Source organism: Cellulomonas sp. P5_C6, from assembly GCF_054049635.1.
In genome coordinates this window covers 1-22,512 of the sequence record NZ_JBFULZ010000065.1, presented here as the reverse complement: position 1 = coordinate 22,512, position 22,512 = coordinate 1, and the positions used below count along the sequence as shown (strand labels likewise).

Annotated in this window: 18 protein-coding genes; 6 read left to right on the top strand and 12 right to left on the bottom strand. The window is 74.0% G+C overall.

Annotated features, from left to right (window positions below; genetic code table 11):
• Window positions 1–44: 44 nt before the first annotated feature.
• Together ACXJKG_RS09670 and ACXJKG_RS09665 are read right to left on the bottom strand one after the other, a co-directional pair.
• Window positions 45–1,469: a cellulase family glycosylhydrolase gene (locus ACXJKG_RS09670; RefSeq protein WP_456845550.1), complete on the bottom strand. Its 1,425-nt coding sequence runs from the start codon at window positions 1,467–1,469 to the stop codon at window positions 45–47.
• A gap of 173 nt (window positions 1,470–1,642) precedes the next feature.
• Window positions 1,643–2,782, bottom strand: a complete 1,140-nt coding sequence (locus tag ACXJKG_RS09665) for an alpha/beta hydrolase (RefSeq protein WP_456845549.1) — start codon at window positions 2,780–2,782, stop codon at window positions 1,643–1,645.
• Window positions 2,783–2,866: 84 nt separating this feature from the next.
• Here ACXJKG_RS09665 and ACXJKG_RS09660 point away from each other — a divergent pair, with 84 nt between their 5' ends.
• The gene (locus ACXJKG_RS09660) at window positions 2,867–4,555 is read left to right on the top strand and encodes a bifunctional lysylphosphatidylglycerol flippase/synthetase MprF (RefSeq protein WP_456845548.1); all 1,689 of its coding nucleotides are present in this window, start codon (window positions 2,867–2,869) and stop codon (window positions 4,553–4,555) included.
• On the top strand, window positions 4,552–5,328 hold the full coding sequence (locus ACXJKG_RS09655) for a hypothetical protein (RefSeq protein ID WP_456845547.1): 777 nt from the start codon (window positions 4,552–4,554) through the stop codon (window positions 5,326–5,328). The genes ACXJKG_RS09660 and ACXJKG_RS09655 overlap by 4 nt, the downstream gene beginning before the upstream one ends.
• Here ACXJKG_RS09655 and acs read toward each other — a convergent pair.
• From acs to ACXJKG_RS09640, 3 genes are all read right to left on the bottom strand, one after another.
• Window positions 5,282–7,273: an acetate--CoA ligase gene (gene acs / locus ACXJKG_RS09650; RefSeq protein ID WP_456845546.1), complete on the bottom strand. Its 1,992-nt coding sequence runs from the start codon at window positions 7,271–7,273 to the stop codon at window positions 5,282–5,284. The two genes, ACXJKG_RS09655 and acs, sit on opposite strands and share 47 nt — an antisense overlap.
• 95 nt (window positions 7,274–7,368) lie before the next feature.
• Window positions 7,369–8,520 (bottom strand): hypothetical protein, encoded by a 1,152-nt coding sequence (locus tag ACXJKG_RS09645; protein ID WP_456845545.1) that lies wholly within the window; start codon window positions 8,518–8,520, stop codon window positions 7,369–7,371.
• A 56-nt stretch (window positions 8,521–8,576) separates the two neighbouring features.
• Window positions 8,577–9,413: a formate/nitrite transporter family protein gene (locus ACXJKG_RS09640; RefSeq protein WP_456845544.1), complete on the bottom strand. Its 837-nt coding sequence runs from the start codon at window positions 9,411–9,413 to the stop codon at window positions 8,577–8,579.
• 86 nt (window positions 9,414–9,499) lie between these two features.
• Between ACXJKG_RS09640 and ACXJKG_RS09635 the strand changes: the two genes are divergently transcribed.
• The gene (locus ACXJKG_RS09635; RefSeq protein WP_456845543.1) at window positions 9,500–10,570 is read left to right on the top strand and encodes an NADH:flavin oxidoreductase/NADH oxidase; all 1,071 of its coding nucleotides are present in this window, start codon (window positions 9,500–9,502) and stop codon (window positions 10,568–10,570) included.
• A gap of 4 nt (window positions 10,571–10,574) precedes the next feature.
• The gene (locus ACXJKG_RS09630; protein ID WP_456845542.1) at window positions 10,575–11,174 is read left to right on the top strand and encodes a class I SAM-dependent methyltransferase; all 600 of its coding nucleotides are present in this window, start codon (window positions 10,575–10,577) and stop codon (window positions 11,172–11,174) included.
• Window positions 11,175–11,236: 62 nt separating this feature from the next.
• Here ACXJKG_RS09630 and hutI read toward each other — a convergent pair whose 3' ends face one another.
• The 5 genes from hutI to hutH are packed head-to-tail and all read right to left on the bottom strand — an operon-like array spanning window position 11,237 to window position 18,045.
• Window positions 11,237–12,379 (bottom strand): imidazolonepropionase, encoded by a 1,143-nt coding sequence (gene hutI, locus ACXJKG_RS09625; RefSeq protein WP_456845541.1) that lies wholly within the window; start codon window positions 12,377–12,379, stop codon window positions 11,237–11,239.
• Complete coding sequence (locus ACXJKG_RS09620; protein ID WP_456845540.1) at window positions 12,376–13,692, bottom strand: formimidoylglutamate deiminase; 1,317 nt, start codon at window positions 13,690–13,692, stop codon at window positions 12,376–12,378. The genes hutI and ACXJKG_RS09620 overlap by 4 nt, the downstream gene beginning before the upstream one ends.
• Window positions 13,689–14,852, bottom strand: coding sequence for an allantoate amidohydrolase (locus ACXJKG_RS09615; RefSeq protein WP_456845539.1), 1,164 nt, complete (start codon window positions 14,850–14,852; stop codon window positions 13,689–13,691). Before ACXJKG_RS09615 ends, ACXJKG_RS09620 begins: the two co-directional genes overlap by 4 nt.
• Entirely contained in the window at window positions 14,849–16,513 is a 1,665-nt protein-coding gene (gene hutU, locus ACXJKG_RS09610; protein ID WP_456845538.1) for a urocanate hydratase, read from the bottom strand. The genes ACXJKG_RS09615 and hutU overlap by 4 nt, the downstream gene beginning before the upstream one ends.
• On the bottom strand, window positions 16,510–18,045 hold the full coding sequence (hutH, locus tag ACXJKG_RS09605; RefSeq protein ID WP_456845537.1) for a histidine ammonia-lyase: 1,536 nt from the start codon (window positions 18,043–18,045) through the stop codon (window positions 16,510–16,512). Before hutH ends, hutU begins: the two co-directional genes overlap by 4 nt.
• Before the next feature lie 90 nt (window positions 18,046–18,135).
• Here hutH and ACXJKG_RS09600 point away from each other — a divergent pair, with 90 nt between their 5' ends.
• Window positions 18,136–18,873, top strand: coding sequence for an IclR family transcriptional regulator (locus ACXJKG_RS09600; protein ID WP_456845536.1), 738 nt, complete (start codon window positions 18,136–18,138; stop codon window positions 18,871–18,873).
• On the opposite strand, the gene ACXJKG_RS09595 is transcribed toward ACXJKG_RS09600, so the two are convergent.
• Window positions 18,870–20,264: a malic enzyme-like NAD(P)-binding protein gene (locus ACXJKG_RS09595; protein WP_456845535.1), complete on the bottom strand. Its 1,395-nt coding sequence runs from the start codon at window positions 20,262–20,264 to the stop codon at window positions 18,870–18,872. The genes ACXJKG_RS09600 and ACXJKG_RS09595 overlap by 4 nt on opposite strands.
• A 34-nt stretch (window positions 20,265–20,298) precedes the next feature.
• Between ACXJKG_RS09595 and ACXJKG_RS09590 the strand changes: the two genes are divergently transcribed.
• A complete protein-coding gene (locus ACXJKG_RS09590; RefSeq protein WP_456845534.1) occupies window positions 20,299–21,126 on the top strand; it encodes a Fic family protein in 828 nt (275 codons plus the stop codon).
• A 277-nt stretch (window positions 21,127–21,403) separates the two neighbouring features.
• Here ACXJKG_RS09590 and ACXJKG_RS09585 read toward each other — a convergent pair whose 3' ends face one another.
• Complete coding sequence (locus tag ACXJKG_RS09585; protein ID WP_456845533.1) at window positions 21,404–22,204, bottom strand: HAD family hydrolase; 801 nt, start codon at window positions 22,202–22,204, stop codon at window positions 21,404–21,406.
• Window positions 22,205–22,512 lie beyond the last annotated feature (308 nt).

The following is a 22,512-nucleotide window of genomic DNA, read 5'->3' as shown; positions in this document are numbered from 1 at the left end:
CGACGAAGGGCCGGGTCCCGACGACCCGGCCCTTCGTCGGTCGATCAGCTCGCGGTGCAGGACACCGCGGCCGTCGAGCTCGGCGCGGTGCCGCTCCCCACGAAGCCGTAGGTGGTGCCGGCGCCGGACCCGAGCAGCCCGTTCCAGGCCGCGTTCGACACGGTCACCGTGGTGCCGGACTGGGCGTAGGTGCCGGACCAGCCGCTCTGCACCGATCCGCCGGCGGGCAAGGCGAACGAGGTCGTCCAGCCGCTTATCATCGCGGTGCCGGCCTTGACGGTCACGGCCGCCTGGTAGCCGCCGGGCCACACGTTGCTCACGACGAGCGATGCCGTGCACGTCTTGCCCGGCGCCGGGGTGGTCGGTGCCGGGGTCGTGGGTGCGGGGGTCGTCGGGGCGGGCGTGGTCGGCGCCGGAGTCGTGGGTGCGGGGGTCGTCGGCGCCGGGGTGGTGGGCTGCACGCCGCCGTAGATCTTCGCGGTCACGGCGGTCGCCTTGATGCCGTTGACCCCGTTGAGCACCTTCTGGCCCCAGGGCGACAGGGTGGCGGGGTTGAAGCCGAGCACCATGTCGAGCACGGGGTCGGTGTTGCCCGACCACGACCAGCCGTAGTAGCCGATGTTCCGCTTGACGGCCTCGGCCATGACGGTGGCGTCGTCGACGTCGGCGCTGCTGGACCGGTAGCCGAACTCGCCGATGATCAGGGGCAGGCCCGCGGACCTGAACGCGTCGAGGTACGTCGTGATCGACGAGGCGGTCGTGTAGACGCCGTACATGTGGATGGAGAAGAGGGTGTTGGCGTCGGGGTCGGCGGCGGCGACGGTCGCCGCGCTGTCGCGCATGATGTTCTTCCAGTCCTGACCCCAGGCCGGGGCGTCGACCACGATGTTGTGGTGCAGGCCGGCCGCGCGCAGCTTCTTGATCGCCGCGGACGTGTCGCCGGCCCACTTGGTGTTGGCGGTGTCGTTGTTGCCGAAGGGCTCGTTGCCGATGTTGATCTGGACGTAGTCCTCCTGGCCCTTGAGCACGGAGGCCAGCGAGATCCAGTAGTTCGCGGCCGTGTCGAGGCTCGCCGCGGCGCCCTCCTCGCCGTAGCCGGTGGTGTCGTGGTCCTCGAGCATGCAGATCAGCTTGTTCGCCTTGCACAGGCTGATGATGTTCGCGACGTCGGTGGCGTCGTTCTTGGTCCAGCGCGTGCCGTCGGAGAGCACGACGCGCAGGGCGTTGGCGCCGGCCGCGCGGATGGCGGGGATCGCCGTCGCCGTCTGGGACGTGTACCAGGTGTGCGCGTGGCTGACACCCCGCGCGACGAACGGGGTGCCGTCCTTCTCGACCAGCTGCGTGCCGGACACGTGCAGGCCGGGCGGCGTGGCGGCCTGCGCGGCCGTGGACATCAGCGACGTCGCACCGAGCGCGACGACGGCGGCGGCCAGGGCGGCGCCGGACAGCAGGGATCTGCGGGACCTCATGGGACTTCCTCGTTCCGTGGGTGTCTGGGGCGTCGAGCGCGCAGCGGGCGGTCGACCAGCGTGGATGCACCCACCCGCCGTTCCGCCGGCCGGCCGACGGGCGGGTGCGACGTCACACAACCAGGTCGGGCAGGCGCTCTCCATGTCCCGAAACGCTTCACACCCCGGTGCCGTCAGGACGTGGCGGCGATGTGCGCCGAGGCGAACACCAGCCCGTACGGGATCGCGGCCCGCGCGAAGTTCCAGGTGTGGCCCAGGTGCGGCTCCACGCGCAGCAGGACCTCCTGCCCGCGGGCCTCCAGCGTCTTCGCGATCGCGGTGCTGTCCGTGCGCGGCTGCCCGTGGTCCGCGCCGGCGAGGTCGACGAACACGGCGACCTGGTGGGGCAGCGGGACGGTCGACGCGTACGCGGTCACGTCGTGCTGCTGCCACTGCGCCCTCGTCGCCAGCATCGCGGTCCCGCCCGTGCCGGGGTCCCCGGTGGTGTCGAGCGCGAGGATCGCGCCGTACGAGGACGGGTGCCGCAACCCCTGGTCGAGGGCGCAGAAGCCGCCCGACGAGAAGCCACCGATGGCCCGGTGCTGCCGGTCGGCGAGCGTGCGGTACTGGGCGTCGACCCAGGGGATGACGGTGTCGGAGATGTAGGTCTCGACCTGGGAGCCGCCGGTCGTCGAGTCGAGGCACTCGGTGTCCTCCGCGGACGGGCCCGTGCCGTTGACGTCCATGCCGACGACGATCATCGGCTCGACCAGGTGGTGCTCCAGGAGCACGTCCATGACGGACGGGACGTTCCCCGCGGCGAACCAGTCGCCGCCCGTGCCCGGGCTCCCGTGCACCAGGTAGACGACGGGCAGGCGGGCCGACGAGTCCGCGTAGCCCGGTGGCGTGTAGATCCACGTCAGGCTGCCGCTGGGCATCCTGTCCGCCGCGGGCGCCGGGATGTGGATCGCCTCCACCCGGCCCTCGGCGCGGCCGCCCTCCCCGGCCCGGCCGTGCGCGACGGGCGCGGGCGGGTCCCCGACGCCCCAGCTCGACAGCGTCACGCGCACGGCGGCCACGTTCGGGACGTAGCCGACGACGATGTTCGCGCCGATGCCGAGCGCGGCCAGCACGCCGAGCGCGGCGCAGGTCCACATCGGCCACGACCACCGGTCGTCGCGACGCCGGCGGACCGCCCACACGACCACCGCGGCGGCCAGCAGCGCGAGGACCACGACCGACCACCAGCTGCTGATCCAGTCGCCACCGCCCCCGAGCGCGCGCAGGACGGCGGGCGGCAAGGTGCTCCCCGGGGGGTCCTCCGCGACGACCATCGACGCCCTCCTCCTGACCGACAGCTGTGGGGGACAGCGTCGCACCGCCTCGGCCCCGAGGGGCAGAACGGGCACACTAGGCGGATGACGGCCAGCAGCGTGCTCCTGCCCCGCACTGCGCGATCCGCCATCGAGGAGCAGAGGCGGCGGGGCCGGGTCCGGGAGATCGCGTCCCGGGTCGTGCTGGTCATCGCGTTCCTCGGGCTGCTCTCGGCGGCCGTGCACCCGCTCTGGCAGCGGCTCGGGCTGGTCCGGGACCTGCTCCCCGGCCTCGTGGTCCACACGGCCCGACCGACCCTCGTGCTCGTGTCGGTGGTCCTCCTGCTGACCGCCCGCGGCCTCCGGCGCGGTCACCGGCTCGCCTGGATCGCGACGATCGTCACGCTCGGGTTCTCGGTGGTGCTCCACCTGGCGAAGGGTCCCGACCTCATCTCCGCGACCGTGGTCGCCGCGGGGGCCGTGTGGCTCGCGGCGCAGGGCAAGGCGTTCCCCGTGCTGCCGACGCGTCATGCGGTCCGCTGGGCGATCACCTCGCTGGTCGCGGCGGTCGTCTTCGTCGTCGTGCTCGTCTTCGGGCTGGCCGTCTGGGCGGTCGCGGTGGATGCGTCGGACGCGCAGATCGACCGTCTCGGTCGGCTTCTGGCGGCGGTGACGTACCTGCTGATCATGGCGTCCGTCGTCGTCATGCTCTGGTCGCTCCTGTCCCCCCGCCGCCCGCACCGGCTGAGCCCGCAGGACCACCACGACGAGCGCGAGCGGGCCCGGGCGGTGGTGCAGCGGTACGGCAGCGGCACCCTCGACTACTTCGCCCTGCGCGACGACAAGGACTGGTTCTTCACCGGGTCCTCCGTCGTGGCCCACTCCGTGCGTGGGGGCGTCTGCCTGGTCTCGCCCGACCCGATCGGCCCGCGCGAGGAGCGGCTGCTGGCCTGGGCCGAGTTCCTCGACTACGCCGACAACTTCGGCTGGTCCGTCACGGTGATCGGCGCCGCCGCCGACTGGCTGCCGGACTACGAGGCCAGCGGGCTGCGCACCGTCTACCTGGGCGACGAGGCCATCGTCGACTGCCCGACGTTCTCGCTCGAGGGTCGCCCGCACAAGTCCCTGCGCCAGGCGGTGAACCGCGTCGCGCGCGCGGGCTACACGACGACGTTCCACGACCCGTCGACGATCGAGCCCGAGCTGCACGCCGCGATCGAGGCCATGAGCGACGAGTCCCGGCAGGGCGAGACCGAGCGCGGCTTCTCGATGACGCTCTCCCGACTGTTCCAGCCGGACGACACGGGCCTCATGCTCTCGCTCACCCGCGACCCGTCCGGTCGCGTCGACGCCTTCTGCCAGTGGGTCCCCGCGACCGAGATCGGCGGCTGGTCGCTCGACGTGATGCGGCGGCGCACCGACACCGAGGGACTGCCCAACGGCCTGATCGACGCCAACATCGTCGCCACCATCGCCCATCTGGCCGGTCGCGGGGAGCGGGGGCTCGGGCTCAACTTCGCGATGATGCGGGAGGTGCTCGAGGGTGATCCCGAGACCGGCTCGCGGGTCGACTCCCTGACCCGGCCGATCCTCCAGCGGMTCTCGCAGGGCACCCAGATGGGCACGCTCAGCACGTTCAACGAGAAGTTCGACCCTGGCTGGGTGCCGCGTTACGTGGTGCTGGACTCCGTCGAGTACATGGCGACCCAGGCCCTCGTGCTGGCCGGCGCGGAGGGGGTCACCGAGATCCCCGTGATCGGACGCTTCCTCGGGAGCATCGGGGCTGCCACGTGATCGTCGCGATCCTCGCGGCGGTCATCTCCTCGATCGCGTACGGGGTCAGCACGATCATGCAGGCGGTCGCCACCCGCAAGGCCGCGGGCCTGGCCGTCGTCACGCAGCCGCTGGTCATCGCGGCCTTCGCCGTCGACGTGCTCGCGTGGGTCTTGTCGCTCGCGGCCCTCGACAGCCTGCCGCTGTTCGTCGTGCAGGCGATCATCGCGTCGTCGCTGGTCGTCGTCGTCATCCTCGCGCGGTTCGTGCTGGGCACCCGGATGCGGCCGATCGACCGGGTCGCCGTGATCGTCGTCGTCGGCGCGCTCGTGCTCGTGTCGCTGTCCGGCGGCGAGGAGCCCGCGGTGGCCCCGCCCGACGGGTTCGTCGCGATCATGATCGCCGCGTCGGCCGCGCTCGTCGTGCTCACCGCGGCGTTCTACAAGACCGGTCCGCCGGTTCTGCTCGGGGTCATCGGCGGCCTGGGGTACTCCGGCGCCGCGATCGCCGCGCGCGCGGCGACCGAGAGCGAGGGCTTCCTCGCGACGATCTTCCAGCCGATCGCCATCGCGATCGTGCTGTGCGCGATCGCCGGCGCCCTGTCCTACCTGCGCGCGCTCGAGCGCGGATCGGTCGGCACGGCGGCCTCGATCGTCTCCGTCCTCGAGGTCGTGATCCCCGGCGCGGTCGCTCTCGCGCTGAGCCCGGCCAACGCCGCCGCCGAAGCCTCGGCGGACGAGCGGGTCGCTAATCCTCCTGCTTCGCTCCCGGCGCGGACAGACCCTKAGCGATGAGGTCCATGACCGAGGAGTCCGCCAGCGTGGTGGCATCGCCGACCTGACGGTTCTCCGCGACGTCGCGCAGCAGGCGCCGCATGATCTTGCCGGACCGCGTCTTGGGGAGCTCCGCGACGACGAGGATCTGGCGCGGCTTCGCGATCGGGCCGATCTCCTTGGCCACGTGGTTGCGCAGCTCGGTCTGCACGGCGTCCGCGTCCTGGTCGCCGCCGCCCGCGTCGCCGCGCAGGATCACGAACGCCACGACCGCCTGCCCGGTGGTCTCGTCGGCGGCCCCGACGACCGCGGCCTCGGCGACCCACGGGTGGCTGACCAGCGCGGACTCGATCTCCGTGGTGGACAGCCGGTGGCCCGACACGTTCATCACGTCGTCGACGCGGCCGAGCAGCCAGATGTCGCCGTCCTCGTCCTTCTTGGCGCCGTCGCCGGCGAAGTACAGGCCCTGGAACCGGGACCAGTAGGTGTCGACGTAGCGGTCCGGGTCGCCCCAGATGCCGCGCAGCATCGACGGCCACGGCTCGGTGAGCACGAGGTACCCGCCGTGGCCGTTCGGGACGGAGTGCGCCTCGTCGTCGACGACGTCTGCCGCGATGCCCGGGAGCGGCACCTGCGCCGACCCCGGCTTGGTCTCGGTGACCCCCGGCAGCGGGCTGATCATGATGGCGCCGGTCTCGGTCTGCCACCACGTGTCGACGATGGGCGCGCTGTCCCCGCCGATGACCCGGCGGTACCACATCCACGCCTCGGGGTTGATGGGCTCACCCACCGACCCGAGCACGCGCAGGCTGGACAGGTCGAACTGGTTCGGGATCTCCTCGCCCCACTTCATGCACGTACGGATCGCGGTGGGCGCGGTGTACAGGATGGAGACCTTGTACTTCTGGATGATCTCCCACCACCGGCCGCGGTGCGGGGTGTCGGGCGTGCCCTCGTAGATCACCTGCGTGGCGCCGTTGATGAGCGGGCCGTAGACGACGTACGTGTGGCCGGTGATCCAGCCGATGTCGGCCGTGCACCAGTACACGTCGGTCTCGGGCTTGAGGTCGAAGACGTTCCGGTGCGTGTACGCCGCCTGCGTGAGGTAGCCGCCGGTGGTGTGGAAGATGCCCTTGGGCTTCCCGGTGGTGCCCGACGTGTACAGGATGAACAGCGGGTGCTCCGCCTCGACCGCGACGGGGGTGTGCTGGTCGCTCGCGGTGTCGACGACGTCCGACCACCACACGTCGACGGACTCGTCCCACGCGACGTCCTGGCCGGTGCGCTTCACGACGAGGACGTGCTCGACCGACGGCGTCCCCTTCGTCAGCGCCTCGTCGACCGCGGGCTTGAGCGCGCTGGCCGCCCCGCGGCGGTAGCCGCCGTCCGCCGTGACGACCAGCTTGGCCTCGGCGTCGTTGATCCGGGTGCTCAGGGCCTCGGCCGAGAAGCCGCCGAACACCACCGAGTGCGGGGCGCCGATGCGCGCGCACGCCAGCATGGTGACGACGGCCTCGGGGATCAGGGGCAGGTAGATGGCGACGCGGTCGCCGGTGCGGACGCCCAGCGCGGTGAACGCGTTGGCGGCCTTGGAGACCTCCCGCTGCAGGTCCGCGTACGTGAGCGTGCGGGTGTCGCCGCCCTCGCCCTCGAAGTGCAGGGCGACGCGCTCGCCGTTGCCGGCCTCGACGTGCCGGTCGACCGCGTTGTAGGCCGCGTTCAGCGTGCCGTCGGCGAACCAGCGCGCGAACGGGGCCTTCGACCAGTCGAGGACCTCCTCGAACGGCTTCTCCCAGCTGAGCAGCTCGCGCGCCTGGTCCGCCCAGAAGCTCGGGCGGTCGGCGTTGGCCCACGCGTAGAGGCCCTGCTGGGCGTTGGCCTGGCCGGCGAACTCGGTGCTCGGCGGGAACCGTCGGTCCTCCGTGAGCAGGTTCTCGAGACCGGGCTCGTGGGGCTGGTCGGTCACGAGGACCACCTCCTGTGCAGCGACGTCGGTGCAGGTGGACCCGGAGGTCCGGGTCCGCACTCTAGCCGGACACCCGGCGTCCCCACTCTCCTTGCTCAGACGCGGTGGCGCTCGCGGAACTCCCCGAGGTGCACGCCACGACGACGGGCCGACGCCGCCACCAGGCCGGCGAGCAGGAGCAGGAAGCCGACGGCCAGGACCATGCCGGACGTCCCCGCGACGGTCACCTGCGTGACCGTGAGCCGCCAGCCCGACGACGTGAGGATGTTGAGGGTCTGCTCGCGCGCGATCGACGGCACGTACAGGTAGACGACGCCGGCCAGGGTGAGGAGCGCGCCGCCCGTGATCGGGACCGCGGCGGTCCAGAGGGCGAGCAGCAGCACGCAGCCGAGGAGCAGCAGGCCGAGCGAGACCAGCACGATGCCGAGCACCTCGGTCGACGCGTCCCAGCCGCCCACCTGGGCCGCCAGGATCCGCGACTCGCCGAGCAGCAGCACGGCGACGCCGATCGGGGCCAGGATCAGCCCGACCAGCACCCCGAGGATGTGCGAGCCGACCGATGTCGACCGCGGGGCGTTGGGGTCGGGGAAGAGGCGGTCGTCCTCACCCTCCATCCGCGGGGCGACCGGCACCGTGGCCTCCGGCGCGGGGTCCATCGCGTACGGCACCGGCGCGGCGACCGGGGTCTCGGCTGCCGCGGCCGCGCCGTAGGCGGCGACGGGGACGACGGGCTCGACGGGTTCCGCGGGAGTCGCCGCGGCGACGGCCGGGGAGGGCTCGTCGGGCGGGATCGGTACGGGGCGGACGACCGCGTGGCGGCCGGTGTCCGGGGCCGGCTCGACCGGCGTGGCGACGGGCAGCGTGCCGGTGCTGGCGGGCGGCTCGACCGCCGCGGGCTCGGTCGCCGCGACGGGCTCGACCACGGGCGCGGTGTCCACGGCGGTCGACGGTTCGACGACGGGCGCGGTCTCGAGGGCGGGCGCGGTCTCCGCGACGGGCGCGGTCTCCGCGACGGGCTTCGTCTCCGCGACGGGCGCGGTCTTCTCGGCGGCCACGGGTGCGGCCTCGTCGGCGGTCTTGACGGGCTCGATCGGCGTTGCCGGGTCCAGGGTCTCGACGGTCGGCGCGACCTCGTGGGCGGGGGTGTCGTCGGCGGCCGGGAAGCTCGGTTCGATCGACGCGCCGGACTTGTCGGCAGGCGATGCCTCGTCGGGACCGCCGGGGCGGTGCGGGTCGGAGGTGCTCATGCGTGCTCCTGTGGCTCGCGGCGCTGGTGCGGCGCCGGTCGGCGTCGCTGTTCCCGTCACCGTATTGCCAGCGGCTCCTCGACGCCGGGCAGCGCGGCCGCAGCGGGCTCCGCCGGCTCGTCGCGGGGCCGGGTGCCGTACGCGTACGCCGCACCCACCAGGACGGCGCCGCCGACGATGTTCCCGAGGCCCACGAACGTGATGTTCCGCGCCATCTCGGCGATCGTCGCGCCCGGCAGGCCGCCGTACAGACCGAGCGAGAACGTCGTCATGTTGGCCACCACGTGCTCGAAGCCGGAGGTGATGAACACCATCACGCAGGCGAACACGACGGCGATGCGTGCGCCCTCGCTGCGCAGCCGGGCCGCGCACCAGATCGCGAGGCACACCAGCAGGTTGCAGAGGATGCCGCGCACGAACAGCTGCCCCGACGTCTCGTGGGCCTTGTGCTCGACCATCCCCGCCAGGACCGTGCCGCCGGGCGTGCCGGGCGCGAGCACGCCGGAGACGTGCACCAGGAACGCGAACACCATGGCGCCCAGCAGGTTGCCGACGAGGCACGCGAGCAGCGTCAGCCCCGCCCGCGCCCAGCCGATCGCGCCACGCAGCGCGCCCTGCGTGAGGATCATCATCGCGGAGGTCGCCAGCTCTGCCCCCGCGACCACCACGATGGTCAGCGCGACCCCGAAGACGAGCCCCTGCACCAGCGGCGTGAACGGGGAGCCCGCGACGGCGAGCGGCCCGCCGGCGGTCGCCATGATCAGCACGCCGATGCCGATGTAGGCGCCGGCCAGCATGGTGCGGACCAGGTACAGGCCGGGGGTGGCGGTCAGCTCGACCTTGTGGCGGGCGGCGGCCGCGTGGGCGTCGACGGTGTCCGGGATGCTCAGCACGCGACAATCGTCCCCCGCGGGCCGCGGGCGGACGGGGGCCCAAGGGCCCGGGAATCGACGACGGCCCTGCGCGGTTGCGACCGCACGTGACCCTTCTCTTCTCGCCGCTCACCCTTCGGGGCACCACGTTCGCCAACCGCGCCTGGCTGGCCCCGATGTGCCAGTACTCCGCCGTCGACGGCAGCCCCAACGACTGGCACCTGGTGCACCTGGGCTCGCGGGCGTCCGGCGGGTTCGGCCTGCTCATCGCCGAGGCCACCGCGGTCGTCCCCGAGGGCCGCATCTCCCCGGAGGACACCGGCCTCTGGCACGACCTGCACGTGGCGGAGTGGCGCCGCATCACCGACTTCGTGCACGAGCGCGGCACCAAGATCGGGGTCCAGCTGGCCCACGCGGGCCGCAAGGCCTCGACGTTCTCCCCGTTCTCCGGCGGCCGTGGCTCGGTGCCGCTCGACCAGGGCGGCTGGGCGACGGTCGGCCCCTCGGCGTCGGCGTTCCCCGGCTACGCCGAGCCCCGCGCGCTGACGCTCGACGAGATCGCCGCCATCCCCGCCGCGTTCGCCGCGGCCGCGCGCCGCGCCGACCACGCCGGGTTCGACGTGGTCGAGCTGCACGCCGCCCACGGCTACCTGCTGCACCAGTTCCTCTCGCCGCTGTCCAACGACCGCGACGACCAGTACGGCGGCCCGCTGGAGAACCGCGCGCGGCTGCTGATCGAGACCGCCGACGCCGTCCGTGCCGCGTGGCCCGACGAGAAGCCGCTGTTCGTGCGGCTGTCCGCGACCGACTGGGTCGAGGGCGGGCTCACCGTCGAGGAGGTCGCCCAGGTTGCCAAGGAGCTGGGCGGCCACGGCGTCGACCTGGTCGACGTCTCGACCGGCGGGAACGCGCCCGCGACGATCCCCGTCGGCCCCGGCTACCAGGTCCCGGCCGCCCGTGAGGTCCGCGAGACGTCGGGCGTCCCCGTCGCGGCCGTCGGCCTGCTGACCGACCCGGCCCAGGCCGAGGCCGTGCTGGCCGACGGGTCAGCCGACGCGATCCTGCTGGGCCGCGAGGGCCTGCGGGACCCGTTCTGGCCGCTGCGCGCGGCGCACGAGCTGGGGGCCGCCGGCGACGCGGATTGGCAGCCGCAGTACGCGCGCGCGACGTGGGCGTGAGGGCATGAGCGTCGACTGGGACGAGCGCTACTCCGCGTCGGAGCGCGTCTGGAGCGGGGAGCCGAACGGCACCCTGGTCGCCGAGGTCACCGGCCTGGCCCCGGGCCGCGTGCTCGACGTCGGCTGCGGTGAGGGCGGCGACGCCGTCTGGCTCGCCCGCCGGGGGTGGAGCGTCACCGCGCTCGACGTGTCCGYGGTGGCGCTCGACCGCGTGGCCGCGCACGCGCGGGACGCCGGCGTCGAGGTCGAGCGGGTGCGCGCCGGGCTGGTCGAGGCGGCGCTTCCCGCGGCCGCGTTCGACCTCGTGTCCGTGCAGTACCCCGCGCTGCTGCGCACGCCGGGGCAGGACGCCGAGCGCGCCCTCCTCGCGGCCGTCGCGCCGGGCGGCGTCCTCCTCGTGGTGCACCACGCCGACGTCGACCGCGACGAGGCCATCGCCCGCGGCTACGACCCCGAGGACTACGTCGCGCACCAGGACGTGGTCGACGCGCTGGGCGAGGGCTGGTCGATCGAGGTCGACGAGCGCCGCGCACGGGCGGTCCCGGCGAGCGGCCAGGGCCACCACCACGTCGACGAGGTGCTCCGAGCCCGCCGCGTGGGCTGAGCTCGCGGTCGGAAGCGCACTAGTTGACGACTTCGTCACGGTGGGCGCGACAAAGTCTTCAGCTAGAGCGTCAGCGCCCGCGCGATCGGGACGCCCGGTCGGTAGGCCAGGTGCCGGTGGGTCGGCGCGTCGAGGACCGCGAGGTCGGCGCGCGCTCCCACGGACAGGTGGCCGATGTCGTCGCGGCGCAGGGCGTGCGCGCCGCCGAGCGTGGCCGCCCGGACGGCCTCGGCGATGGTGATGCCCATCTCGCGGACCGCCAGCGCGATCATCAGCGGCATCGACGTCGAGAAGCACGTGCCGGGGTTGCAGTCGGTGGCCAGCGCGACCTCGACGCCCGCGTCGAGCAGGCGGCGGGCGTCCGGGTACGGCGAGCGGGTGGAGAACTCGACGCCGGGCAGCAGGGTGGCGACCGTGGAGCTGCCGGCCAGGGCCGCGACGTCGGCGTCCGTCAGGAAAGTGCAGTGGTCGACGCTGGCGGCGCCGAGCTCGACCGCGAGCTGCACGCCGGGGCCGGGACCGAGCTGGTTGCCGTGGACCCGCAGGCCCAGACCAGCCCTCCGGGCGGCGGCGAGCACCTCGTGGGCCTCGTCGCCGTCGAACGCGTGCGGGCTTGCCGGCTCGCAGAACACGTCGGCCCAGCGGGCGTGCGGGGCGCAGGCCTCGAGCATCGGGCCGGTCACCAGGGCGAGGTAGTCGCCGCGGTCGATGCCGGGCGGGACCACGTGCGCGCCGAGGAACGTGGTCTCCGTCGTGACCTCGCGGGCCAGGCGGAGCAGGCGCTCCTCCGTGGCGACGTCCAGGCCGTAGCCGCTCTTGATCTCGAGGGTTGTCGTGCCCTGGACCCGGGCCTCCGCGACCAGGGCGCGCAGTCCCCGGMGGAGCTCGTCGTCGGAGGCCTCGCGCGTCGCCGCGACCGTGGTCGCGATGCCGCCGCCCGTGTACGGGGTGCCGGCCATGCGGGCCTCGAACTCGGCGGACCGGTCGCCCGCGAAGACCAGGTGGGTGTGGCTGTCGACGAAGCCGGGGATGACGGCAGCGCCGCCGACGTCGGTCCGCTCGTCGGCCGCGGGCGCGTCACGCGCGTGCCCGACCCACGCGACCACGCCGTTCTCCGCGACCAGCGCCGCGTCGAGCAGCGGGCCGTCGAACCGGTCGTCGTGCGTGGTGAGCTCGCCGATGCCGGTGACCAGGTGCGACGTCATCGGGTCCCCTCCCACGCGGCGGCGATCGCCGTGCCCAGCATCGCGCCGACGTCGCCCAGGACGTGCCGCCCGCCCGCGACACGCACGACTCCGCCGACGACCACGGTGTCGACATCGGCGCTGCCCGCGACGAGGACGAGCTGCGCCGGGTCGGAGCCGGCGGTGCGCGGGGTGTCGGTGCGTATGGCCACGAGGTCCGCGCGTCCGCCGGGCTCGAGGCGTCCGCCGGTCGGGTCGCCGAGGCTCGCGTGCCCGCCGGCGGTCAGCAGGTCGAGGAGCTGAGCGGGGGTGAAGACGCCGCGGCTCTCGCCGGCGAGGCGCTCGTGCATCTCGATGGACCGGGCCTCCGCGAGCAGGTCGGTGCGGACGTGCTGGTCGCTGCCGACGGACAGACGAGCCCCCGCGCTCCGGAGCAGGTCGCCGGGSGCGATRCCGTCGCCGAGGTCCTGCTCGGTGGACGGGCACAGGCAGATGCCGGTCCGCGTGGAGCCCAGGATCGCGACGTCCTCCGGCGTGACGTGCACGGCGTGGACCGCGGTCGTGTCCGGGCCCAGTGCTCCCGCGTCCTCCAGCACCCGCGTCGGGGTGGCGCCGAACGTGGCCAGCGACTGCTCGTTCTCGAGGCGCTGCTCGGAGAGGTGCACGTGCAGCGGGCGGCCGGTCGCGTGCGCCGCGATCGCCGGGATCGCGTCGAGGGGGACCGCGCGGACCGAGTGGATCGCGGCGCCGACCGTGAGGGTGTCGTCCGGGCGGATGGCGGCGACCCGGGCGGCCCAGGCGTCGGCGTCGTGGTCGCCGAACCGTCGCTGTGCTCCCTCGAGCGGGGCGTCGATGCCGCCGGTCAGGTAGGCGGTGTCGAGCAGGGTGATCCGCAGGCCCGCGTCGTGCGCGGCGGTGCGCAAGGCCTCGGCCATGACGTTCGGGTCGTCGTACGGGGTGCCGCGGGGGGCGTGGTGCAGGTAGTGGAACTCGCCGACGGCCGTGACGCCCGCGAGCACCATCTCGGCGTACGTCGCCCGGGCCAGGTCGAGGTAGGCGTCCGGCGTGAGGGTGGCGGCCAGCGCGTACATCCGGTCCCGCCAGGTCCAGAACGTGCCGCCGCCGTCGTGGGTCCGGCCGCGGAGCGCGCGGTGGAACGCGTGGGAGTGGGTGTTGGCGAAGCCGGGCAGGACGACGCCGGGGAGGCGGTGGTCGTCCTCGTGGGCGCGAACGCCGGTGGACACGCTCGTGATGCGACCGTCGGCGACCGAGATCCGGACGTCCTCGGCGAGGCCGCCCGGGAGCTGGGCGTGCGCCGCCCAGAACGTCGTCACGACAGCAGCCGTTCGAGCGTCGCCGTCAGCGCGTCGATGCCCGCCAGGCAGTCGGCCTCGTCGGCGTCCTCCGCAGGCGCGTGCGAGATGCCGGACGGGTTGCGGACGAACAGCATGGCCGTCGGGATGCCCGCGGCGGCAAGGATCCCGGCGTCGTGGCCCGCACCGGTGCCGAGGCGCGGCGCGCCGCCCAGGGCGTCCGCGACGACGTCGGCGAGGTCAGCGTCGAGCAGGGTGACCGGCGTCCACGACTCCTCGGTCGGCCCGTATCCCGCCAGGTCGCTCAGGACCGCGCGGACCGCCGACTCGTCCTCCGCGCGGACGTCCAGCCAGGCCGTGACCTGCGACGGGATCGCGTTGACGCCGTTCGGGTCCACGCGCAGCTTGCCGACGGTCGCGAGCGCGCCCGCGTCCTGCGCGGCCGACCGCACGTGCGCGATGAACGCGGCGAGGTCGAGCATCGGGTCGCGGCGGTCCGCCAGCGGGGTGGTGCCGGCGTGGTTGGCCTCGCCGCGCAGGTCGACCCGCCAGCGGCCGTGCGGCCAGATCATGCGGCCGACGCCGACCGGGTCGCCGGAGTGCACGAGACCGCGGCCCTGCTCGACGTGCAGCTCGACGAAGGACGCGATGCGGCGCAGGGTCTCGTCGTCGCGGCCCAGGTGCGACGGGTCGCGGCCGGCCGTGCGGAGCGCGTCGGCCATCGACACCCCGTCGGCGTCGCGCAGGCCTCGGGCCTTGTCGGGGTCCAGGACCCCGGTGATCAGGCGCGATCCGGCGCAGGCGACGCCGAAGCGCGCGCCCTCCTCGTCGACGAAGTTCGCGATGCCGAGCGGCCTGCTCGGCTCGAAGCCGCGCGAACGGAGCGCGTCCAGGGCCGCGAAGCCGCTGACCACGCCCAGCGGGCCGTCGAATGCGCCGCCGCCGGGCACCGAGTCGAGGTGGCTGCCGGTGACGACCCCCGGGGTCGCGTCCGGGTCGCCCCACCAGGCCCACTGGTTGCCGGCGCGGTCGGTCGTCAGGGAGAGTCCGCGGGCCTCCGCCTCGCCCGCGAACCACTCGCGCAGGACGTGGTCCTCGCGGGTCCACGCGAACCGGCGGTAGCCGCCGTCGGCGCCGCGCCCGACCTGCGACAGGTCCGACCACGTGCTGGCGAACGTCACGCGCCACCCTCCCGCATCGGCACCCGCAGCCCGTGGGCGGCCGCGACCTCGTCGGCCCGCGGGTAGCCCGCGTCGACGTGCCGCAGCACGCCCATGGCCGGGTCGTTCGACAGCACGCGCGCGAGCTTGCGGGCGGCCAGGTCCGTGCCGTCGGCCACCGAGACCTGCCCGGCGTGGATCGAGCGGCCCATGCCGACGCCGCCGCCGTGGTGGATCGACACCCAGGTGGCCCCCGAGGACGACGCCACCAGCGCGTTCAGCAGGGGCCAGTCGGCGATGGCGTCGGACCCGTCGGCCATGCCCTCGGTCTCGCGGTACGGCGACGCGACGGAGCCGGCGTCGAGGTGGTCACGGCCGATGACGAGCGGCGCGCTGACCTCACCCGAGGCCACGAGCTCGTTGAACCGCAGCCCCGCGCGGTCCCGCTCGCCGTGCCCGAGCCAGCAGATCCGCGCCGGCAGACCCTGGAACGCGACCCGGTCCTGCGCCGCGCGGATCCAGCGGTGCAGGTGGTCGTTCTCGGGGAACAGGTCGAGCACAGCCTGGTCGGTGACGGCGATGTCGCGCGGGTCGCCGGACAGCGCGGCCCACCGGAACGGGCCCTTGCCCTCCGCGAACAGCGGCCGGATGTACGCCGGGACGAACCCGGGGAAGTCGAACGCCCGGTCGTAGCCGCCCTGGCGGGCCTCGTCGCGGATCGAGTTGCCGTAGTCGAACACCTCCGCGCCGGCGTCCATGAACCCGACCATCGCCTCGACGTGCCGGGCCATCGACTCGCGCGCACGGTCCGTGAACTCCTCGGGCTTGGCGGCCGCGTAGGCGGCCCAGTCGGACACCTCGACGCCCACCGGCAGGTAGGACAGCGGGTCGTGCGCGGAGGTCTGGTCGGTGACGACGTCGACCTCGACGCCGCGACGCAGCAGCTCGGGCAGCACCTGCGCACAGTTGCCGACGACGCCGACGGACAGGGCCCGCTTCTCGGTGCGAGCCTCGGTGACCAGCGCGATCGCCTCGTCCAGGCTCGTCGCCACCCGGTCCAGGTAGCGCTCGCGGACCCGGCGGTGCAGGCGGTCGCCGTCGACGTCGACGATGAGGCACGCGCCACCGTTGAGCGTCACGGCGAGCGGCTGCGCGCCGCCCATCCCGCCGCAGCCGCCGGTCACGGTCAGGGTSCCGGCGAGCGTGCCGCCGAACYKSCTCGCSGCGACSGCCGCCARSGTCTCGTAGGTGCCCTGCAGGATCCCCTGGGTGCCGATGTAGATCCACGAGCCCGCGGTCATCTGGCCGTACATGGTCAGGCCGAGCTGCTCGAGCCGGCGGAACTCCGGCCAGGTGGCCCAGTCGCCGACCAGGTTCGAGTTGGCGATGAGCACGCGCGGCGCCCACTCGTGGGTCTGCAGCACGCCGACGGGCTTGCCCGACTGGACCAGCAGCGTCTCGTCGTCGCCGAGCGTGGTCAGCGTCCGCACGATGGCGTCGTACGCGTCCCACGACCGGGCCGCCTTGCCGGTCCCGCCGTAGACGACCAGGTCGTCCGGGCGCTCGGCGACCTCGGGGTCCAGGTTGTTCATGAGCATCCGCAGCGGCGCCTCGGTCTGCCAGCTACGGGCCGTGAGGGTGGTGCCGCGCGGGGCACGGACGGGACGGGGGCCGGCGGTCATGAGCGTGCTCCTAGCTGGGAGGCGACGGCCCCGTCCCGCACGGCGTCCGCGGCGGTCTCGAGGTCGGGGGAGAGGTAGGTGTCGGGTCCGGGGCCGGGGATGCCGCGCGCACGAAGCAGGTCCCGCACCGCGCCCGTGACCGGTGACGGCTGCAGCGGCGCACGCAGGTCCATCGCGCGAGCGGCCGTGAGGAGCTCGATGCCGAGCACGCGGGTCAGGGCGTCGATCGACCGGCGCAGCTTGCGGGCCGCGTGCCAGCCCATCGACACGTGGTCCTCCTGCATGGCGGACGACGGGATCGAGTCGACGCTCGCCGGCACCGCGAGCCGCTTGAGCTCCGAGACCAGCCCGGCCGCCGTGTACTGCGCGATCATCAGGCCGGAGTCGACGCCGGGGTCGTGCGCGAGGAACGCGGGCAGGCCGTGGTTGCGGGACACGTCGAGGAACCGGTCGGTGCGGCGCTCGGACATGCTCGCGACGTCCGCGACGGCGATCGCCAGGAAGTCGAGCACGTAGCCGACCGGCGCCCCGTGGAAGTTGCCGTTGGACTCGACGCGGCCGTCGTCGGTGATGACGGGGTTGTCGACGGCGGCGGCCAGCTCGCGCTCGGCGACGGCGCGCGCGTGGGCCACCGTGTCGCGGGCTGCCCCGTGCACCTGCGGGGCGCAGCGCAGCGAGTAGGCGTCCTGGACGCGGGTGCAGTCCGGGGTCTTGTGGCTCGCCATGATCCCGGAGCCGTGCAGGGCGGCGCGGATGTGCGCGGCGGACGCGGCCTGGCCGGGGTGCGGCCGCAGGCCCTGGAGGTCGGCGGCGAAGACGGCGTCCGTGCCGAGCAGCGACTCGACGCTCATCGCCGCGGCGACGTCCGCCGTGGTCAGCAGCGTGTCGAGGTCGTGCAGCGCCAGCGCCAGCATGCCGAGCATGCCGTCCGTGCCGTTGATGAGGGCGAGGCCCTCCTTCTCGGTGAGGGTGACGGGCATGAGTCCGGCGTCCGCGGCCGTCATCAGGGCCCCTGTGGCGTCGCGGACCTCGCCCTCACCCATGAGCGCCAGCGCGCAGTGCGCCAGCGGGGCGAGGTCGCCCGAGCAGCCGAGCGAGCCGTACTCGCGCACGACGGGCGTGATGCCGGCGTCGAGCATCGCGGCGTACGCGCGCGCGGTCTCCGGGCGGACGCCGGTGTGGCCGGTGGCGAGCGTCGAGAGCCGGAGCAGCATGAGGGCTCGGACGACCTCGCGCTCGACCTCCGGTCCGGTGCTCGCGGCGTGCGAGCGGACCAGGCTGCGCTGGAGGTCGCGGCGCTTCTCGGCGGGGATGGACAGGGTGGCCAGCGCGCCGAAGCCCGTGGAGATGCCGTAGTGCGGCTGGGGGTCGGCGGCGAGCTCGTCGACGACCGCGCGACCGCGGGCGATCGCCGCGAGGGCCTCGTCGGACAGGCGGACGCCCGCGCCGTGCCGGGCGACCGCGACGACGTCGGCGATCGAGACCGGTCCGGTGCCGACGACGACGGTGTCGGTGGCAGTCGTGGTGCTCATGGTTCATGACACCGCGTGCCGGTGGGCGCTCCTAGGTCGTCGCGAGCGATACCGTCTGGTATCCCAGACACTGCAGGAGGTGGTGCGTGCATGAGCGACGTCCCCGCCGCCGACGCGACCCTGCGGCTGCTCCGCCACCTGTCGCGGACGGGCCCGCTGCCCGCCGCCGCGCTGGCGACCGCCCTCGACCTCCCGCGCTCGAGCACGTACCACCTGCTCACCGTCCTGACGCAGCACGGGTTCGTCGTCCACCTGCCCGAGGAGCGCCGCTACGGGCTGGGCCTCGCCGCGTTCGAGCTGGGCTCCGCCTACTCCCGGCAGGCGCCCCTGGCCCGCGCGGCGCGACCGGTGCTCGCCCGGCTCGTCGACCAGGTGGGGGAGAGCGCGCACCTGGCGGTCCTGCACGGACGCGACGTGCTCTACGTCGTCGAGGAGCGGGCCGCCCGGCGGCCGGTGCTGGTGACGGACGTCGGCGTGCGGCTCCCCGCGCACCTCACCGCCAGCGGCCGCGCGATCCTCGCCGACCTGCCGTCGGCGCAGGTCAGGGCCCTGTTCCCGGGCCGAGAGGCGTTCGTCGACCGGACGGGTGTCGGCCCGCGCCGCCTGTCGGAGCTGCGGACGGTCCTCACCGAGGTCCGGCGTGTCGGGTGGGCGCAGGAGCACGGCGACGTGACCACCGGGTTCGCGTCCGTCGCCGTGGCAGTCCGTGACCGCACCGGGTTCCCGATCGCCGGGCTCGCGGTCACGTTCGCCGACGACGGCCAGGTCCCCGCGGACCTCGTCCGGGCGACCCAGCGAGCGGCCGGCGAGCTGGCGCGGCGGGTCTAGGCCTCGATCGGGGTCAGCGCAGCCTTGCTCACCGCGGCGGCGACGACGGTCGTGACCTCGGGGTTGAAGACACTGGGCACGATGTACGTCGGGTTGAGCTCGTCGTCGGTGACCACCGACGCCAGCGCGTAGGCCGCGGCCAGCAGCATCCGGCTGGTGATCCGGTGCGACTGGGCGTCGAGCAGGCCGCGGAACACGCCGGGGAACGCCAGCACGTTGTTGATCTGGTTAGCGAAGTCGGAGCGGCCGGTGCCGACCACGGCCGCGTACTGCGCGGCGTCGTCGGGGTCCACCTCGGGCCGCGGGTTCGCGAGCGCGAACACGATCGCGTCCTTCGCCATCGTCGAGACGTCGTGGCCCGTGATGACGTCCGGGGCCGAGACGCCGATGAAGACGTCGGCGTCCTTGAGCGCGTCCGGGATCGACCCCGTGATGCCGCGCGGGTTGGTCATGCTCGCGGTCCAGAACAGGGACTCGTCCAGCCCGGGTCGGTCCGCGCGGATGACGCCCTCGATGTCCGCGACGACGACGTCCTTGGCGCCCGCCGCCAGTAGCAGCTTGAGCACTGCCGTGCCCGCGGCGCCGGCGCCCGAGAGCACGATCCGGACGGTCGCCAGGTCCTTCTTGACCACCTTGAGCGCGTTGGTCAGCGCCGCGACGACGACGATCGCGGTGCCGTGCTGGTCGTCGTGGAACACCGGGATGTCCAGACGCTCGCGCAGCCGCCGCTCGATCTCGAAGCATCGCGGCGCCGAGAAGTCCTCGAGGTTGATGCCGGCGAACACCGGCGCGATCGCGCAGATGGTCTCGACGATCTGGTCGACGTCCGTGGTGTCGAGCGCGATGGGGAACGCGTCGATGCCGGCGAACCGCTTGAACAGGACCGCCTTGCCCTCCATGACCGGCAGGCTGGCCAGCGGACCGATGTTGCCGAGCCCCAGCACCGCGGTGCCGTCGGTGACGACGGCGATCGTGTTGCGCTTGATGGTGAGCCGGCGCGCGTCCTCGGGGTGCGCCGCGATGGCTTCGCACACGCGCGCCACGCCCGGCGTGTAGACCATCGACAGGTCGTCGCGGTTGCGCAGCGGCACCTTCGACTCGATCGACAGCTTCCCGCCGATGTGCATGAGGAACGTGCGGTCGCTGACGCGGTCGACGACGACGCCGTGCAGCTCCTTGAGGGCCTCGACGATCTGGGCCGCGTGCTGCTCGCCGCGCGTGGCGCAGGTGACGTCGACGGTCATCTGCTCGTGGCCCGAGGCCGTGACGTCGAGCGCGGTGACGATGCCGCCGGCCTTCTCGATCGCCGTCGTGAGCTCGCTGACGGCGGTCGGCCTGGCCTGCACCTCCAGCCGTGCCGTGATGGACGAGGAGACGCTCGGTGACACCATCTCGCCATTGTGGCCTCTCTCGTAGGGTGGGCGCGTGCCCGACCCCCTCGCCCCGCTGCTGGAGCTGCCGGGGGTCGCCGACGCCGTCGAGCGTTCCCGCGTCGCGTGCGAGGAGCTGCGGTGGCACGAGGCCTACCGGCGGCGCTGGCGGGAGGTGCGGGCCGAGGCCGGGCTGCGGGCGACCCAGGCGTCCTGCGCCATCGAGGGCGCGCGCGTGCCGCTGTCGCTGGTCCGGTCGCTCGCCACCGAGGGCGGGCACGCGCCGGTGGTCGTCGGAGCCCTGCGCGCGACCGCGCTCGTCGAGAGCCTCATGCCCGAGCTGGGAGTCCGCGGCGCGGTCGCCCCACCGCCCCTGCGGCAGCTGCTCGTCCGGGTGCACGTGGCCGCCGGCGAGGGCTGGCTCGACCACGCCGACCTCGGACGGCTGCGGGCCGCCGATCGGCCGCAGGACCTCACCGGCCTGGGGTCGGCCCCGGCCGGCGAGGAGCTCGCCGCTCGGCTCGACCTGCTCGACGAGACCGTCCGCGCTTCCCGGGTGCCGGCACTGGTCGTCGGAGCCGTGGTGCATGCCGAGCTGCTCGCGCTGCGACCGTTCCGGGCGGGGAACGGGCTGGTGGCGCGGGCCGTCGCGCGCCTTCTGCTCACCTCCCGCGGGCTCGACCCGACCGGCTCGATCGTCGCGGAGTCCGCGTGGGCGGCGGCGCTGAACCCGTACCTCGGGGGCGCCGCGGGGTTCGCGACCGGGTCCGCGGAGGGGGTGGCCGCCTGGCTGCGCGCGTACGGGGACGCGGTGGTGGCGGGTGCCGACGAGGCCTGCGCGATCGCCGACGGGGTGCGTGCGGGCACCCTGACGCCGCCCTGAGGGTGGGGACAGACGAACGACGGCGCCTCGAGAGGCGCCGCCGCCAACAGCCGACCGGAAGGTGATCAGGCGTGCACCGGTGTCGGTCGCGACGGGACCAGCCCGGTCGACCTGCCCATAGGTGGGCTCTCCTGCGCGTGGGTACCCTCGCGGTCATGCAGTTGTGACTCCTTGGTACCGCACGCGCCGGACGAGCGAAACCCCCGGCGATGACTGCGCAGGCCAGCGCCTCGAGCGCGCCGGATGCTGGGACGAGAGTCCGTGATGCGGGACGGCCTCAGGCGCGGCGACGGTGCCTGCGGACGGCGATCCAGGTGACGACGACAGCGATCGCGACGAGGGTCACGACGCCCGCCGTGGCGATGCGCGCGCGCCGCGGGAACAGCGCCACCGGCCGGACGAACGAGAGCGTGCCCCACCCGCGTTCCAACGCGAGGCGCCGCAGCGCGCGGTCCGGGTTCACCGCGAACGCGTGGCCGACCGTGCCGAGCATCGGCGCGTCCGTGATCGAGTCGGAGTAGGCGAAGCTGGCGTCCAGGTCGTACCCCTCGACCGCGGCGAGCTCCCGGATGGCCGACGCCTTGTTCTCCCCGTAGGCATAGAAGTCGATGTCGCCGGTGTAGCGGCCGTCGACGACGTTCATGCGGGTGGCGATGACGCGGTCGGCGCCCAGGATCGCGGCGATGGGCTCGACCACCTCGGCGCCCGACGCCGACACCACGACCACGTCCCGGCCCGCCGCGTGGTGGGACTCGATGAGCGCGACGGCCTCGGCGTACACGGTCGGGTCGATGGACTCGTGCAGGGTCTCCGCGACGATGGCGGACACCTGCGCCACGTCCCAGCCGGCGACCATGCGGGACAGCTGCGCGCGGAGGCGTTCGGTCTGGTCCTCGTCGGCACCCCCGACCAGGTAGAGCAGCTGCGCATAGGCCGTCCGCACCACGGACCGCCGGGTGAGCAGGCCCTCCGCGAGGAACGGGCGCGAGAAGGCGGTGGCCGACGAGGTCGCGATGATCGTCTTGTCGAGGTCGAAGAACGYGGCCTCGCGCGCGTCGGGCGTCGGTTCCTCGCTCATGCTGCTCCGGGGCGCTGGTCGTCGGGGCGCGCGCGACACCGGTGGGTGACGAGCGGTTCGCCGTGAGCCTAGCCGCCGGGGCCGACACGCCCACAGCCCCCGCTTGTGTGCGTCAGGTCCACCGACCTCTCCTTCTCCCCCCGGGCGCCACGGGCCCCGCGACAGGGTTTCTCGTGCGCCGACGGTCGGGTCGGGCAGGACGGAGAGGTGCACCCGATGACCCCCCTCGAGGGTGCCCACCCCGGCCTTCCGGCCTGGCCGTCGGTCGCCACGCCGCCGCGCCGCGCGCTGGTCGTCGGTGTGGTGGC